The 13,759-nt window shown below is 64.6% G+C and carries 19 protein-coding genes; 8 read left to right on the top strand and 11 right to left on the bottom strand.

Going from position 1 to position 13,759, the window contains the following annotated elements:
- The first annotated feature begins 80 nt into the window (after positions 1 to 80).
- Both AC0VYN_RS30015 and AC0VYN_RS30010 read left to right on the top strand, forming a co-directional pair.
- Positions 81 to 359, top strand: coding sequence for a hypothetical protein (locus AC0VYN_RS30015; protein ID WP_451687890.1), 279 nt, complete (start codon positions 81 to 83; stop codon positions 357 to 359).
- Positions 360 to 533: 174 nt separating this feature from the next.
- Complete coding sequence (locus tag AC0VYN_RS30010) at positions 534 to 785, top strand: hypothetical protein (protein WP_475533491.1); 252 nt, start codon at positions 534 to 536, stop codon at positions 783 to 785.
- A gap of 238 nt (positions 786 to 1,023) precedes the next feature.
- On the opposite strand, the gene AC0VYN_RS30005 is transcribed toward AC0VYN_RS30010, so the two are convergent.
- Positions 1,024 to 1,956: an alpha/beta fold hydrolase gene (locus AC0VYN_RS30005; protein WP_475533490.1), complete on the bottom strand. Its 933-nt coding sequence runs from the start codon at positions 1,954 to 1,956 to the stop codon at positions 1,024 to 1,026.
- Positions 1,957 to 2,174: 218 nt separating this feature from the next.
- Positions 2,175 to 2,783 carry a hypothetical protein gene (locus AC0VYN_RS30000; protein ID WP_475533489.1) on the bottom strand — a complete coding sequence of 203 codons (609 nt, stop codon included), beginning with the start codon at positions 2,781 to 2,783 and terminating at the stop codon, positions 2,175 to 2,177.
- A 301-nt stretch (positions 2,784 to 3,084) separates the two neighbouring features.
- Here AC0VYN_RS30000 and AC0VYN_RS29995 point away from each other — a divergent pair, with 301 nt between their 5' ends.
- Entirely contained in the window at positions 3,085 to 3,447 is a 363-nt protein-coding gene (locus AC0VYN_RS29995) for a hypothetical protein (RefSeq protein WP_475533488.1), read from the top strand.
- Positions 3,448 to 3,692: 245 nt separating this feature from the next.
- Here the strand turns inward: AC0VYN_RS29995 and AC0VYN_RS29990 are convergent, their stop codons facing one another.
- The 3 genes from AC0VYN_RS29990 to AC0VYN_RS29980 all read right to left on the bottom strand — a co-directional run bounded on the left by AC0VYN_RS29990 (position 3,693) and on the right by AC0VYN_RS29980 (position 6,011).
- On the bottom strand, positions 3,693 to 3,977 hold the full coding sequence (locus AC0VYN_RS29990; protein WP_475533487.1) for a hypothetical protein: 285 nt from the start codon (positions 3,975 to 3,977) through the stop codon (positions 3,693 to 3,695).
- Positions 3,978 to 4,746: 769 nt separating this feature from the next.
- A complete protein-coding gene (locus AC0VYN_RS29985; protein ID WP_475533486.1) occupies positions 4,747 to 5,037 on the bottom strand; it encodes a hypothetical protein in 291 nt (96 codons plus the stop codon).
- A gap of 719 nt (positions 5,038 to 5,756) precedes the next feature.
- Positions 5,757 to 6,011, bottom strand: coding sequence for a hypothetical protein (locus AC0VYN_RS29980; RefSeq protein WP_475533485.1), 255 nt, complete (start codon positions 6,009 to 6,011; stop codon positions 5,757 to 5,759).
- A gap of 304 nt (positions 6,012 to 6,315) precedes the next feature.
- Here AC0VYN_RS29980 and AC0VYN_RS29975 point away from each other — a divergent pair, with 304 nt between their 5' ends.
- The 4 genes from AC0VYN_RS29975 to AC0VYN_RS29960 all read left to right on the top strand — a co-directional run bounded on the left by AC0VYN_RS29975 (position 6,316) and on the right by AC0VYN_RS29960 (position 8,546).
- Positions 6,316 to 6,561, top strand: a complete 246-nt coding sequence (locus AC0VYN_RS29975) for a hypothetical protein (RefSeq protein ID WP_475533484.1) — start codon at positions 6,316 to 6,318, stop codon at positions 6,559 to 6,561.
- A 70-nt stretch (positions 6,562 to 6,631) separates the two neighbouring features.
- Positions 6,632 to 8,080 (top strand): AAA family ATPase, encoded by a 1,449-nt coding sequence (locus AC0VYN_RS29970; protein WP_475533483.1) that lies wholly within the window; start codon positions 6,632 to 6,634, stop codon positions 8,078 to 8,080.
- Positions 8,077 to 8,418, top strand: coding sequence for a hypothetical protein (locus AC0VYN_RS29965; RefSeq protein ID WP_475533482.1), 342 nt, complete (start codon positions 8,077 to 8,079; stop codon positions 8,416 to 8,418). The genes AC0VYN_RS29970 and AC0VYN_RS29965 overlap by 4 nt, the downstream gene beginning before the upstream one ends.
- Positions 8,418 to 8,546, top strand: a complete 129-nt coding sequence (locus AC0VYN_RS29960; RefSeq protein WP_475533481.1) for a hypothetical protein — start codon at positions 8,418 to 8,420, stop codon at positions 8,544 to 8,546. The genes AC0VYN_RS29965 and AC0VYN_RS29960 overlap by 1 nt, the downstream gene beginning before the upstream one ends.
- A gap of 506 nt (positions 8,547 to 9,052) precedes the next feature.
- Here the strand turns inward: AC0VYN_RS29960 and AC0VYN_RS29955 are convergent.
- The 6 genes from AC0VYN_RS29955 to AC0VYN_RS29930 all read right to left on the bottom strand — a co-directional run bounded on the left by AC0VYN_RS29955 (position 9,053) and on the right by AC0VYN_RS29930 (position 12,553).
- Positions 9,053 to 10,021, bottom strand: coding sequence for a hypothetical protein (locus AC0VYN_RS29955; protein WP_475533480.1), 969 nt, complete (start codon positions 10,019 to 10,021; stop codon positions 9,053 to 9,055).
- 197 nt (positions 10,022 to 10,218) lie between these two features.
- Positions 10,219 to 10,590, bottom strand: a complete 372-nt coding sequence (locus tag AC0VYN_RS29950) for a hypothetical protein (protein WP_475533479.1) — start codon at positions 10,588 to 10,590, stop codon at positions 10,219 to 10,221.
- Positions 10,590 to 10,838 carry a hypothetical protein gene (locus AC0VYN_RS29945; RefSeq protein WP_475533478.1) on the bottom strand — a complete coding sequence of 83 codons (249 nt, stop codon included), beginning with the start codon at positions 10,836 to 10,838 and terminating at the stop codon, positions 10,590 to 10,592. Before AC0VYN_RS29945 ends, AC0VYN_RS29950 begins: the two co-directional genes overlap by 1 nt.
- A gap of 62 nt (positions 10,839 to 10,900) precedes the next feature.
- Positions 10,901 to 11,425, bottom strand: coding sequence for a hypothetical protein (locus AC0VYN_RS29940; RefSeq protein WP_475533477.1), 525 nt, complete (start codon positions 11,423 to 11,425; stop codon positions 10,901 to 10,903).
- A 2-nt stretch (positions 11,426 to 11,427) separates the two neighbouring features.
- Positions 11,428 to 12,042, bottom strand: coding sequence for a hypothetical protein (locus AC0VYN_RS29935; protein ID WP_475533476.1), 615 nt, complete (start codon positions 12,040 to 12,042; stop codon positions 11,428 to 11,430).
- 97 nt (positions 12,043 to 12,139) lie between these two features.
- Positions 12,140 to 12,553: a hypothetical protein gene (locus tag AC0VYN_RS29930; protein ID WP_475533475.1), complete on the bottom strand. Its 414-nt coding sequence runs from the start codon at positions 12,551 to 12,553 to the stop codon at positions 12,140 to 12,142.
- 259 nt (positions 12,554 to 12,812) lie between these two features.
- Here AC0VYN_RS29930 and AC0VYN_RS29925 point away from each other — a divergent pair, with 259 nt between their 5' ends.
- On the top strand, positions 12,813 to 13,604 hold the full coding sequence (locus AC0VYN_RS29925) for an HNH endonuclease (protein WP_475533474.1): 792 nt from the start codon (positions 12,813 to 12,815) through the stop codon (positions 13,602 to 13,604).
- Positions 13,605 to 13,759: the final 155 nt, after the last annotated feature.

Genomic DNA, 13,759 nt, shown 5'->3' with positions numbered 1-13,759 from the left:
CCGGAACGTCCTCTAAGGTAGGTACTAACAGTGACCGGTTCAACACGGACCGTGTTGCTCTTCACAGAAACGGAGAGGTAATGCGCAAGATCCAGAAGGCTGCCGTCGTCGTCGCGATGCTCGGCAGCGTCGGTGCCCTCGGCGCCGGTACCGCGGTGGCCGGCGAGGGTGCGGACTTCGCCGTCAAGGGCGGCGGCTGCTCGGTTTCCGGTGACTCGAACCAGCTCATCGGCAACGTCGGTGTCCTGAACGGCGTCGTCGGCGGCCTCCTGACCTTCGGCAACGACGGTGACCACGGGACCCAGAAGAACGAGCAGGGTCACAAGGTCGACTGCTCCACCCGCGGCTTCACGGGCTGACGCCTGCTAGACGCATAAGGAAAGGTCCCGGGACGCGAGTCCCGGGGCCTCTCCCTGACATTTCTCACTAACCCGAGCGTTGATCTCGTGACTTATCTTCCAGGGCACACGGGCAGTGGCCGCATGGTTCGAGAAGTACAGCGCCTGGGGGGACTACCGCAAAGGACAAAGCGGATGCAGAAGTTCAAGAAGATTGCAGTGGCGGCGGGAGTCCTGGGGGGCTCCGTACTGATGGGGCTCGGTACCGCCCAGGCGCACGGCGTCGACATCCCTGCCTGCAACGAGAAGGCCAGTGACGGCCACTGCGGGCAGAAGAGCGAAACCAAGTACAAGACGAACGACGGCAAGGTGCACGTCGTGGTCTCGCGCGACGGCTGCGCGATCAAGGGCAACAGCACCGTGGACTGCTCTGTTCACCACCCCTGATTCGACTGAGGCAATTGCGCCCACTCGACGCAGCCGTCAGTCCAGCTGATCCGCACCTGGCTCCCGCCGCAGTGTCGTGGGCAGCGGCTGCGCCGCATGCCAGATGGCCGACCCGTTCACCCGGGGTCGGCCATCTGGCGTTTCGCCGTGGGGGAGGGCGTCGGGATGGATGCCGGACCGCACTGTCGGGCGGGGGCGTGCCCGCGGCCGCGGACCGCCCCCTTTGGTCCACGGTCGGTCACTCCAGGGGAGTGCAGTACGGCAGGTCGTCGATGGGGCGGCCGGTGCAGAACCGGCCGATCAGGTCCGCCGACTCCTCCCTGCGCTCCACGGTGACCAGGTGGTCGGCTTCCCTGATGGTGGTGAAGCGTGCCGAGGGCATGATGGCGGCGAGTTCGCGGCCCATCTGCGGGGTGCACAGGGTGTCGTACTCCCCGGTGAACACCAGCGACGGCACGTCGGGGACGGGCAGCGGCCGGTAGCAACCGTGCGTCGTCAGCCTCGTGTTGTGCTCGACGGCCTTCTTGATCTCGTCCGGTGTCTGGTTCAGGAACTGCCGCTGCAGGAGCCGCGCGACGGCCGCGTGCTTGCGCACCTGGCCGGCGCCCGGGTTCGACATGAACAGCCGCACCAGCCCCTCGGCGGCCTTGTCGATCTCTCCGCGTTCAAGCGCGTGCGACAGGCGGGGTACGGCCTCGGTGTAGATGTCGGGAAGGCGCTTGGCCGCGCCGCAGAAGAGGATGCGGCTGACGAACTCCGGGTGGAGCTGGGCGAAGCGCAGGCCCACGACCTCGCCGAAGCAACCGCCGAAGAGGTTGACCTCCGGCATCCCGATCTCCACCAGCATGTGCTCGACCGCGTCGGCGAGGAAGTCGATGTCGTACTCGGCGGGCAGGAAGTCCGCGGTGCCGTACCCGGGGAGGTCCACGGTGACCAGCGTGCACAGCGGCGCCAGCCACTTCTCATGCCCCTGCCACGAGTACCTGTTCTGCGAGGATCCCCCGAGCAGCACCAATGGGACGGTCTGTGGGGCGCTCTGACGGACGATGCGGCACTGGTAGGCGAACCCGTCGAGCACGAGGCCGCGTTCCTCCACCTGTCCCGGTGCAGCAGCAACGGGACCGGAGCACCCTGTGGTGGGTTCCTGGGCGTTGGTGACGGCAGTGCGCATGGACAGCTCCGGTGAGGACGGAAGGGTGGCGAACCGTCCCATCATTACCAGCACGGTATCTATACCGAGGTAATCACTCAATTGTGGGCGATCCCGTACGGCAGTACACGTCGAGCCGCCACGCGGTGACACAACGTGAGGATCACCCTGTCGGCCACGGGCGTGGGGGCGTGGAGGCCCGCCGCGCACGTGCCGGGCACGCCGTGTGCCGAGGCGAACTACTCGCTCAGCCCCACGACGCACCACCCTCGGCGCGCCGCTTCGGTCAGGACGTGCCCCCACTGCGTCAGCAGGTCCATGAACGCGTCGAAGTCACCGACCCAGCCATCAGGAACCGCGGCGTGCTCGGCGAAGGGCTCCCGCATCCGGCCGAGGTGGGAGAGGGCCCGATCCCAGGCCGAGGCCAGTTCCCGCACGCCTTCCGGTGACCGCGCGAGCAGCACCCCGTGGCCGGCCTCACCGAAGAAGGCCGTGTCGGTGTGCTGAGCCTCGCCGTCCGGTCCGTCCCAGAAGAGCCCGCTGAGCAACGCGTCCAGCGCGTCGCGCAACAGGGGGTCCGCATGGTCGCGGACGCGTTCCCATCGCTGCCCGGCCCAGAAGTGCGCCTTGAAGGAGCCGAGGGTGTGCAGGAACTCGTACACGGCGAAGAAGGCACCGTCCGGCCCCTGCGGCCACACCCACCCGCCTTCGACCGCCGGCGCATCGTGGTCCCACAGCCCTGTCTCGTCGGCGTACCAGGCATCTCTCAGCCGCGGCAGCCGCTCCCGCGGGGGGACCCGCACCAGCCATGAGGGGTCGACGATCAGCACGGTGATGTCGAGCCCCATGGAGGGGAGGGTACCGATGTGCGTACGGCTGTGCTGCTGCCACGGAGCGCGAGTACTGGAACTGGCACGTGCGCCTCGTCCGCTCAGCCGTCCATCAGGTCTGGGTAGGGCAGAGTTCCAGCGGGGCGGTTGGACGGTCGGCCCACTTCCGGCGACCTGGTCCCCGTCAGTTCCCGTAGTTCCCTGCAGGTTCGGACACCGTTCTGGCACGATCTCTTCGGATCTGTCTGTAGCGGTACTGGGCCGGTGCCTGGCCGGCATGAGGAGGCCGGGCGGTGGCCAATGCGATGGGGGAGGGGGCATGAGGACCAAGGACCCGGAGTACCCGGCCGCGGTCGAGGCGGCCGTGGAGATCCTGCGGGAGTGGGCCCGTCGAGGACAGGCCATCACGTACGGGGAGTTGAGTGCCGAGTTGGCGGCACGGGGCTTCGACTCCATACCGCCTCACCGCGGGGTCATGACCTACCTGCTCAAGGATGTCTGCCTGCACGGTAATGAGGACGGACGAGCAGCGATGCTCTCGGCGATCGTGGTGAACAAGGCGAGCCGGGAGCCATCCGACCAGTTCTCCAGCCTTGCTCGAAGCCTGCCCTTCTCCCGGCCGGCGAACTGGACTTGGCATGACGAGCAGCAGCAGGTGTTCGCTGAGCACCGCGAGGAATGACATCGACCCTCGGGAGTCGCTGTGGGAGTTCGATCCGCTCCCGCCTCAACTGCTGTCGCTGGTTGGTGCATCCGGCGGACTGGGGCGCTGGGGTACGCCGTCATTCGGCGTCGTTGGTGTCAGGCGGCACGGCTTGCTTCGGCTGCGGACGGCGGTAGGCGGCGCGGTTGTTCGTGTACTGTGCGTCATCGTTGTCACGCAGTCAGGTACTCAACGCGCCTCGCACGCGGGCCGCGGCGCAGCTCCTACAGGCCGCGTAGCGCCTCGAAGAGGTCGTCATACGCTGCCCAGCAGTCGACGCTGCCGTCATCGTGCAGGCTGCCCATGTACCAGTCGTCGTCACCGACAGGCTTTACGAGGCACAGGCTGTGGAATCCGAGAGCGATTTCTGGGCGAGGCATCTCGTGGGTCCCGGCGGAGGTGACCCACTTCGCCGACCGATCGGGATCCAGCGCGACAGCCTCCCAGTCCCCCGATGCATCGCGGATCTGCTGAAGAGTCCATCCCTGGGGTGGCCGTGCGTCTGCCATCCATGGATGGTCTCACTCGACAGGTGTGGGTCACCGCTTTAGGAGAGAGGCTGGGAGGCCGTGCCGGCGACCCTGGGTTTCTTGGATCGGGCTAGCGGGCACCGATGCCCCGCTAAGACCGTGCTGTCTCCCTACGTCCTCGAGTCACAGACCGGGCGGTGTGTACTACAACCGGCGCGCGCCTGACGAAGTGGCGCAACGACGGTCGCGCCTGCCCAGGTGCCGGAGGGCCCGGATCCGGCTCGTCCTCCGGTGGAGAACCTCGGCACGTATTCGACACGGCCACCCGCCGCCAGCCGGTGACGGCCGGACGATCCCGGTGTCCGGCCTTGATCGTCAGAGGGCGTTCGGGGTTCGGCCTGGCGGCTGAGGTTGGCCCTGAGCAGGAAAAGGCCCTCCCCGACGGGAGGGCAGAGACTGGCGCCCCCGGCAGGACTCGAACCTGCGGCCAAGCGCTTAGAAGGCGCCTGCTCTATCGTCCTGCGGTGTCGTGACAAACACGCAGCTTAGAGACGTGGATGAAGCCGGTCAACGCGCGCCCAGACGGCGTAAGCACCTGACCGTGTGCAGCCTGGAACAGGTGCTTCACCGTCCTGAGCTGGCCACATTACCGCTCGCGCACATGCGAGCCGGGGGCCCCAGAACGAGAGGCACGCCTGGCCATCCACGCTCACTGAGGCGGCTCTCAGCCCCGATCACTGCTCACGCCCCACACCAGCCATACCGTCTCGCTCACGCACCCCTCAGGCAGCGTCCACGTGCCGTCGCTTCACTCCCCGTCTTCCTCGTCGTATCCCGGTTCGTCGTCATCGTCTTCCGGTTCCACCACGGCGTCCCTCTCGAACGCGGTCGCCAGCCCGGAGAAGGCGCTCATCCCGTTGGCCCGCGTCAGACACCCGTCCTTGAAGTTGATCACCATCGCGTGCCCCTCGTCATCCCAGGCGATCACCTCCCGGTACATCGACTCGGAGCCCTCCCAGCCCCCGCCGTCGTCTCCCTCTGCCCCTGTCACCTCGAACCGCGCGAACCACTTCCCCTGCGGAGCGGCAAGCATCCCCATACGTCCCACACCAGCCTTTCGGTCTCAATCAATCCCGCGCGCTTCACTCGCCCCACCAACCCGGACACTCCACGCGCTCTGTCGTCTCTCTCCCTCGATTCTCTCGGCGCATCTGCGGCTTCACTGCCCACGCACTATCTCGTGCTCTATTCCGCCTCTTGATCGGTCGCGCTCTCGACTGCTCCCACCTCAAGATCAAGAGTGCTGCTCCATGTCAGGTGACAAACGATCTTCGTGACACTTCGCAAAAAGTGTCACTGTCACCTGTCATTCCGGCGCTGAGCTGCGAAAACACAGTGACGCGTGACAACTGGTGACACTGTCACTCAGCGCTGTTTGTCACGCCTCAATGGCTATCCTCATCTGCGAAAACACAGTGACACTCTGACGACTGTCACGAGAGTGCGAGCGTGCTCTATAGAGCACGCGCTCTGTCACTCGTCATTGTCACCGTCACGTCAGGGAGTGTCATGACGCGCGTACGCATACACCCGCGCGGAATACGCGAGCGCGCGCACGAGTAGGACAACCATCCGACACGGGACAACGACCCGAGATGGACTTGCCGACTCATGCGCGCGACATGCGACGAGACACAGAGCGCACACGTACGCATTAGGCAGCTCTCAGCGCGTCTCAGGAGCTCACGCAGCGCTCGCGCGATGAACTCGACACGCGCGCTCTGACAACGCCCGAGAGCGCAGCACAGAGCTTTACGGCTAGTCGGCCCAAGCCTCGGTGATCATGAAGTGGACCACGCCCTTGTCCGGCCCTTCGGTGCGGAGCTTGTACCAGAGTCGGAAGTGTTCATCGAGGCGGTCCCACAGCTCCAGGATGAAGAACTCCGGCGGGCAGTGGAAGTCCTTTCCCTGACGGACCCCCCACACCTTGTCTCGGTTGTTCAGCCACTCATCCCAGCGGCAGTCCTTGAACGGCTGCTCCATCTCCCCCTGGAAATCCACGACCTCGGCCAATATGCCTCCTTTGCCGGGCTCAAAGCCCCACACCACCGAGCACTTCTCGGCTGGTGTGGAACATGCCACGGGCGAGCCGGCGAGTGCAAGCCTCGGTGATCACGCTCCGTGATGGAGTGAAAGGTACCCCTGATACATGGCACATACATGCACCATCATTACCGCAGGTCAGAGCGCTGTATGTGATCTGTGTCACATCTCAATCCTCGCGGTCTCCTCGACTCCATAGCGTCATTGCCGCTGATAACAGAGATGTGTAACAGTGAATCTGCACACAGAGAGCAGCGATTCCGAGGAGTGCGTTATGGCCAGTCGGCGAGAGGAAATGCCCCCGTCTTCCCGAGGCGGGAGTAAGCCCAAGTACAACTGGGATGAATGGAGCGACGGCTCACCGTGGGAAGTCAAGCACGGAGAGGACTTCCACACCGAGCCGAAGATCTTCGCCCAGCAGATCAGGAACCGCGCCACAAAGCGCGGATACAAGGTCACCATCAGCGTTCGGGGCGAGTCGGTGTTCTTCCAGTTCTACACGCCCGAAGAGGGCGAGTGACGGTCGAGCAGAGAATGGGCGGAGGGTCCAGCTCCGCCCAATCTCGAATTCCCATAAGGGAGCATGAGCGATGAACACCAACGACGTTATCAGCGACGGTGCGGCAGACCTAAAGCCGGAAGAGCGCTTCTTTCACACGTGGATATGGGAACACCTGCCGCTCACGATCAATGGCACGCGGTATTACGCCCTGGATGAGGTGCTGGAAGACTTCCGGCCCGTGTTCTCCGAAGTCATCGAGGACGCGCACGCCGAAGCGCTGGAGATAGAGGCCGAGCGCGACGCCATCGAGCAACAGTGGGAGGAGTTCGACCCCGACGAGCGGGAAGACATCCACGACCTGGCCGAGTCCGGCTATCTGACGCTCCCGGAGCGCCTCGGCAAGCTGGTTGCTCCCACCCGCTGGGAGTACGCCCAGGCGGTCAAGAAGCGGAACCCTCACGCCGTCGTGGATATCGACGTGGACGAGAAGCGGCGGGCCATCATCGGCCTTCTCGAAGGCGAGGACGCGGGGTGTCCGTTCTGGGTTCAGGGCGAAGACGAATGGACCCACAGCACCCTGAATTGGTTCGACTGTGCGCCGAACTGTGGGTGTGGTGAATCCCGCCAGAGAGGGCGCGGTCTGTTCGCTCCAGGCATCCCCAACGTCATCTTCGGTGAGGGCGGTACGGGCAAGACCGAGCTTCAAGCCCGTCTGCACGCGGAGATGATCAGTGCCGGGCTGAACACGGTCCATTACGAGTTCGAGTGGGAGACCGGCGAGGAGATGATCCGACGCATTGCCGCGCTGGGCGTCTCGCGGGCCAAGATCAACCGTCACCTAAGCGTTCTGCTCCGGCCCACCACCACACCCACGCTCATTGACGACGACCCGAGAGGGATCGACCAGACGGAGACGGCTCTCGTGACGCTGGACTCCGTGACCCGTGCGGCCGAGCACGCATGGGAGATGAAGGCCGATGCGGCGGAGGTCATGGACCGCATCCTCAAGACGTTCATCCGCCCATTCACTGAGGGTGGAGCCTGCGCCGTGCTCACGGACCACGTGGGCCACACCGAGAAGAAGCGCCCGCGTGGTGACAAGGGTAAGACGGACGCGATCCAAGGCGCTGTCTACCGGGTGGAGAAGGTGAGCGACGGCCATTCACGGCTGGTGTGGTTCAAGGACAACTCCAACCTACGGCCCGAGGGCGTCAGACTCGAAGAGGTCGCCGCCCATATGCGGATCACCAAAGCCGAGGGCAAGACGGTGAGAGTCGAGTTCCACGCCGACGGGAAGTCGGCGGCGAAGGCCAAGCCGAAGGCGCAGGCATCCGCCACACCCCGCCCAGGAACAAACGCCGCGCTCATCTATGAATTCCTGGACGGCGGACACAAGACCACCGCAGAAATCCAGGGCTACATGCGGACGCAGGGTGTATCGGATAACACGGTGACCGTGACCCTCAAGCGCATGACTGGCAAGTTCATCCGCGCAGTGCGTGACGGATACGCACCGATCACTGAGGAGAAGACGTGACCACGCTGGACGAATTCACCGCCGCACTTACCGGCGATTCCGTGGCGGACGCCGTGAGTGAGGGCCGCTGCCTCTCTGCACCCGTTGGGTGTGGTGCGCCCGTGTTCAACGTGGACGGCACCCTGCGCCACTCCGACCCCGACGACGACCCGGAGCAGTACGTCTGTGAGTGGCGGCTGACCGGCCTGTGCGCCGACTGCCAGGACGAGCGGGAGGAACTGGAGGACGCGGGGGCTGATCGGAGCGACTGGGCCACCAACGCTTTCGGAACCTTCCTGAACCTGTGGGACGAGATGCTGGACCGAGAGCGCGCAATCCTCAACGGCGAGGGCGAGTGATGACCGCGAAGAACAAGAGCAGCCACCGCGACTGTGACCACGAGTCCACCAAGGCAGCGCGGGCCAAGTGTCGACGGTGGCGAAAGATGCTGCGGGAGATCATCGACGGTGAGGCGGGGGAGCAGTGATGGTGATGGCCAAGAGCGCGTCGCAGGTGGCCAAGGACCACGGCTTGAGCCCCAAGGAGTTCCGCCGCTTTCTGCGGTCGGTGCCCTGCTGGAACAACCCCGGGACCGGAAAGCAATACCGCTTCGGAGAGCGGGACGAGGCCACGGCCATTAAGGGATACGAGACATGGAAAGCGTCTCGTCAGCCTGTGACGCGTACGCGCTCTCACGCCTCGACACAGAGCACGTCCTAGAGCGCTCTGAGCGCGTCTCTCGGCGCCTTTCACGTCGTCTGTGATGACAGAGACGCGCGAGAGCGAATGGGCGCCGTACAGAGCGATTCACTGACAGCCGGCGAGTCCAACAGATAGCCCCGGAGAGTCCAAGTCTCCGGGGCTATCTGGCGGGGAACAAGGCAGCGCGCATCGCCGCCGATGTCTTCTGAGTGTCAAGCCGGGTGCGCGTTGTGTTCCCGATGCCGTCACGCTACATGACGCGAAAACCACGTTCCAAAGGAACTGAGGCGGCTAGCTGTAGTAGTCCAGGACGCCGGGCGGGACGGGCTTGCCGGTCGGATTATCGACGGCCGACCAATACAGCAGGGGAATTCCGTGGGTCATCTTGTGGCGCTGAGCCAGGCCCTCTGACTCAAGGAGGGTCAGGTACTTGTGGGCGGTCATCGTGCTGCCCTGCACCACACCACCCGACGTGACGACTCCGTCCTTGTGGACCGTGGCAGCGGCACCCTTTGGGAACAGGGCGCGGGCAACGTCAGTGGTTGTGGGCAGACAGCCGATGTGCCCTGAGCGGTGCATATCGGTCTGCTGCCTCAGCCACTTCAAGACACGAGCCTTAGTCTCCTCCGGATTGGCCCTCGGTCTCTTTGCTCGCTTGGGTTTGGTTGGCTTCATGGCCTTCATGATCTGGGCCACCGAGGGCGTGCGCTCCATCGTCCCCGGGATGTAGTAGCCCCTGCTGCACCTGCCCCATTCCAAGGGGGTGTTGGGGTGAACGCACTCCTCATGCCCCCTTGGGGCCACTTCTTCCGGGTTAAGCTCTTGGGGTAGGCCCCGCTTTTCTCGGACCAGTTCCAACAACTTCTCCTTGCCCACCGTTTCCAGGCATCGTCGAGATTCTGTCCGGGTAAGCGGGTGGTCACAGTAGGCGTGCGTGATCTCCTGGGAACGCTTTGACCGGGCAAGTGAAACGAATTTCGGCTTCTCGGGGGTTGGGGTCTTCTGTTGTCGATTACCAGCAGGCCGCCGCCGAGTCTTCGCTATCTCCTCAGCGCTCCTGAACGGAAGCCACGTAGTCGGTTCCTCCCCGAACGACGAGACGAGAAGGTCACGGTCGGCTGTAAGCGCGTCCGGATAGAGGTACGGCCGGGAGATGTCACCAGGGAAGAGTTCCCCCCGTACATCTGCGACGGTGACCCGCTTTCGATCGCTGACGAATTCCAGGATGCGGGCCTTGAGTTCGGGGTTCAGCTCGGTCACTTTCAACACCTCCCGCGGATTCGGATACGTGAAAGCCGGTGGGTGTGGTCGAACACGGGAGTTCAAGGCCACACCCACCGGCTGTTTCCTGGCCGACGTTCCAGGAGTCCCGCTCGCCCAGCGGGAGTTAGAGGGGCTGGTGCGGGAGAGACCGTCTCTCGCGGGTGTCTCCCACACCAGCCCGGTCTGTGTGCGGCTCAGTCCCGAGCCGTCACGTCGTAGCCGTCGTCTTCCAGGCCCGACAGGACGCGGTCGGCGGCCTCGGCGTCGAGCCGTCGGGGCCGTTCGCTGGATGTCCTCAGAAACACGCGCTGGGTGTTCAGGTCGGTGCCGTCGATCCGGACTGCGCCCCGTTCCTGGAGACGACGGAGGGCGGCCAGGATCTCGCCCTGTTCGATGCCGTGGAGCAGGCGAGCGCCGAGGATCTTGGTCGTCTGGAGGCCGCCGGAAGTGATCCTGAACCTGTCCTCAACCACGTATCTCCATCCCGACCTCACCGTGCGGTGCTGGTTGGTCCGGATGACGTGGAGAACCTTGGACTCCAGATCCGGCAACGGGTCGGTTGCCATCACTCCGCCGCCTGGATCGCGGCCTTGACGTTGGCGACGAGCGCGCCCACTGGGTCACCGGCGAACTGGGGGACCAGGTTGGGGTCGTAGCCGCTCGGGTAGACGCCGCCTGCACCGGGCACGATGGGTCGCCCCGACTTGATGCGGGCGGCGTTCCGGAGCGTCATGGCGTCGCCGCGACGCCAGCGGCGCGTGAAGTGCTCCATCAGACAGATGAAGTCGTCCAGGTCCATCGTGATGTTGGCCATTGCGGGCCTGCCTTTCGGTTACGCGGTCGGATAGATGTGTGGTGCAACCGGCGAGCCGGCGATTAGGCGTCGGGGTCGGCCCCCGCGTCCTTGAGCTGCCTCCGGTAGTACTGGGCCATGAGCTTCTCGGCGACGCGGTCGCGTCGGCCGTCGTTGCGCGGGTCACACACCGGGTCACCCGGCTTCGGGCCGCTGTACACCGGCCGCTCGGCACGCTCGGAGTACTCCTGGTACTTCCAGCGGGTCTCGTTGCTGGCGTGCCAGCTCATCTCCTCGTGGGCGGCGCGGCGTTCCTCCGCCTCCCTGCGCTCCTGGTCCTCGGCGATGAGCTGCTGTCGGGCGGTGCTCTCAGGGCGTGCCACACCCTCGCGCTTGAGCTTGGCCGCGCGCTCCGCGACGCGGGCCTGGAACTGCCGCTCCCTTTCCGCGTTGTCCTCGTGGAGGTCGCTGTAGTTGGCGCTACCCCGCATGCGCCGCTGGATCTCTCGCCCCGTGGCGCTGCCCTTCGGCTCCTGCTCCTCGAACCGCTTCGGGTTGGTGCCCGCCATGAGCTGGGCCATGAGCTTTTCGCCGGTCGTGTCGGCCATGACTATTCCTCCTCGAAGTCGGGGACGGCGTCGCCGTAGCCCTCGCGTACGTCGGTGGTGTGGTACGAGAACCGAGGCGGTCGGTTCACCCACGTTTTCAGGGCCTCGCGCATCTTCCGCGCTAGTTCCTGGTCATCCCGGAGGACCTGAATCCGAGCGACCTTCTTGGCCGCTTCCTCGCGGTGAATCTGGTCCCAGAATTCTTGGACTTCCGGGTCGGGTTCTCCGACTCCCTGACCAAGCATCCTGGTCAACTCGGGATCGACCTCGTAGTTTTCCCACGGCGGGGTCGGGTCTAGCCGGTTCTTGCTCCGGGCCTCACGAACCGCCTTAGCCCATTCCCCGCGCTGTCGAATCTCCTCATCCGAGAGTTTCCGGGGCTTACAGGGTGGGGGCGCTACCCGCTCGTCCGAACGGAAGTGCTTGGCGATGTCGTACCGGTCGATGAACAGACGGACCCTGTCACTCTTGGGCGGGTCCTCAGCGCCCCGAGAGAACTCCTCGGGGATCTCGTAACCGGCCTCTGTGAGATCCGTGAGATAGCCGCGCAAGTTCACTTCCATGACCATCTTCGGGATATGGGCGAACAGTTCCCGGTCTCGCTTCTCTCGCTCCACGAGAAGGGGGTGATCCGGGTACTTCGTGCAGAGTGGGCCGTGGGTAGAGCAAACCACCACACCAGCCCGCTTCTTCTGCTCAACCCGGCGCAGGACCTTAAGCGGAGCCATTACCCCACCCCTCCTGCTCCAGGGTGTGAACCAGCTTGCTCGGAGCTTCCACCCCTAGAAGCCGTGCCTTCTTGGCGGCCGTGTCGGTGATGACGCGGAGGAGCTGCGCCTTCTCGCTCACCGTCTCGGCCTGGCTCAGAAGGTCGTATGCCTGCTGGATAACGTCGTCCAGGCTGCGTTCGAGGTCCGTCCGGACGTCGTCGCTCGTGGACTCTCCGAGATTCCGCCGAGCACGCTCTAGGCGACGCTGGAGGGTGTCCTTGGTGATACCCAGGCGGCGGCGGATGTCGATATCCGTACAGCCTTGGTACTTGAGCCGGAAAACCTCCTCGGCCTCTCGGTCGAGACGAGCATCCCGCTCCGCCCGAGTTTCCACCCTCTGCACTTCCTTGGCGGGCATGTTCCCTCCCTCCTGAATTCCGAGTTCCGGCCGAGTGCCGAACCACTACAAAACCGCGTTCCGGCAATTCGATAATCGCAGATGCTTGACAAAACGGCAAGGTATTGTATATGGGGTCGAATTCCGAGGGGACTCGAAACCGCAAAGAGGCGTCTACGCTCTCGATATGCACAAAGACTGTGATCACCCGAATACGAAAACAGCCCGAGCCAAGTGCCGTCGAAGGGGTACATCTCGGCCCTCCACTTACGAGCGGTTCATGGCGAAAGTGGAGAAGTCGGAATCCGGATGCTGGCTATGGATAGCGTTTCGGGTTAACGGTTATGGGAAGTTCAACGTCGACGGCAAGATGGAGCGGGCCCACCGCTGGATTCTTGGTTACACCCTGGGCCGGGAACTCACCGCCGATGAAGTCGCGTGCCACACCTGCGACAACCCGTCATGCGTGAACCCGGACCATCTCTACGTCGGCGACGCCACGACGAACCGGCGAGACGTGACGGCTCGTGGTCGTCGCCCAGGTGGCCCCCACGCCGAGTGCGACCATCCGAACACGGGCAACGAGCGCAAGAAGTGCCGCAAGGCCAACGGGGTCAAGCAGATCCAGCGATATGGCCTCACGCCTTATGAGCGGTTCATGTCCTACGTGGACACCGAGACGACGCCCGACGGCTGTCACCCGTGGACCGGCCTGACGAGCCACGGCCGGGGCAAGTTCGTGGTCCAGGCCGCCGGACGGCAGCGTGAGCAGTACTTCGCTACACGATGGCTCATGGAACACACCCTCGGGCGGGAGCTGGAGCCGGAAGAACTTGTCCGCCACAAGTGCGACAACCCCATCTGTGTCCGCCGTGAGCACTTGGAGCTAGGTACAGCGGCAGACAACAGCCGCGACATCGTGGAGCGCGGCCGGAACGTCAACGCGGCTAAGACTCATTGCAAGTGGGGTCACCCGTTCAACGAGGAGAACACGTACGTCCAGCCGAGCACAGGCAAGAGGCAGTGCCGCGCATGTCGGCGCTCCCGAAAGGAGAGCCCCACACCAGCCTGACGCGTCGTCTGTCGCACACGTGCGAGAGCGTCACGCGCGTGCATAGCTCCAAACGCGATTCTTTGACGTCTCTCGGGAGCCGACAGTACGTCTTGAGTGTCAGACACTCAGTCGCTCAACCGATCTCGTCTGACGCGCTCTCAGAGCTTCCACGT

The organism is Streptomyces sp. 63XJN7_1_ISO-PGPR-S23-121 (assembly GCF_056173025.1).
The sequence above is the reverse complement of the archived record's forward strand: the minus strand, read 5'-3'. Positions and strand labels throughout refer to the sequence as shown.

Coding starts and splice junctions, on each gene's coding strand:
- AC0VYN_RS30015 (WP_451687890.1), top strand. CDS start 81: ATGCGCAAGATCCAGAAGGCTGCCGTCGTCGTCGCGATGCTCGGCAGC.
- AC0VYN_RS30010 (WP_475533491.1), top strand. CDS start 534: ATGCAGAAGTTCAAGAAGATTGCAGTGGCGGCGGGAGTCCTGGGGGGC.
- AC0VYN_RS30005 (WP_475533490.1), bottom strand. CDS start 1,956: ATGCGCACTGCCGTCACCAACGCCCAGGAACCCACCACAGGGTGCTCC.
- AC0VYN_RS30000 (WP_475533489.1), bottom strand. CDS start 2,783: ATGGGGCTCGACATCACCGTGCTGATCGTCGACCCCTCATGGCTGGTG.
- AC0VYN_RS29995 (WP_475533488.1), top strand. CDS start 3,085: ATGAGGACCAAGGACCCGGAGTACCCGGCCGCGGTCGAGGCGGCCGTG.
- AC0VYN_RS29990 (WP_475533487.1), bottom strand. CDS start 3,977: ATGGCAGACGCACGGCCACCCCAGGGATGGACTCTTCAGCAGATCCGC.
- AC0VYN_RS29985 (WP_475533486.1), bottom strand. CDS start 5,037: ATGGGGATGCTTGCCGCTCCGCAGGGGAAGTGGTTCGCGCGGTTCGAG.
- AC0VYN_RS29975 (WP_475533484.1), top strand. CDS start 6,316: ATGGCCAGTCGGCGAGAGGAAATGCCCCCGTCTTCCCGAGGCGGGAGT.
- AC0VYN_RS29970 (WP_475533483.1), top strand. CDS start 6,632: ATGAACACCAACGACGTTATCAGCGACGGTGCGGCAGACCTAAAGCCG.
- AC0VYN_RS29960 (WP_475533481.1), top strand. CDS start 8,418: ATGACCGCGAAGAACAAGAGCAGCCACCGCGACTGTGACCACGAGTCC.
- AC0VYN_RS29950 (WP_475533479.1), bottom strand. CDS start 10,590: ATGGCAACCGACCCGTTGCCGGATCTGGAGTCCAAGGTTCTCCACGTC.
- AC0VYN_RS29945 (WP_475533478.1), bottom strand. CDS start 10,838: ATGGCCAACATCACGATGGACCTGGACGACTTCATCTGTCTGATGGAG.
- AC0VYN_RS29940 (WP_475533477.1), bottom strand. CDS start 11,425: ATGGCCGACACGACCGGCGAAAAGCTCATGGCCCAGCTCATGGCGGGC.
- AC0VYN_RS29930 (WP_475533475.1), bottom strand. CDS start 12,553: ATGCCCGCCAAGGAAGTGCAGAGGGTGGAAACTCGGGCGGAGCGGGAT.
- AC0VYN_RS29925 (WP_475533474.1), top strand. CDS start 12,813: ATGGCGAAAGTGGAGAAGTCGGAATCCGGATGCTGGCTATGGATAGCG.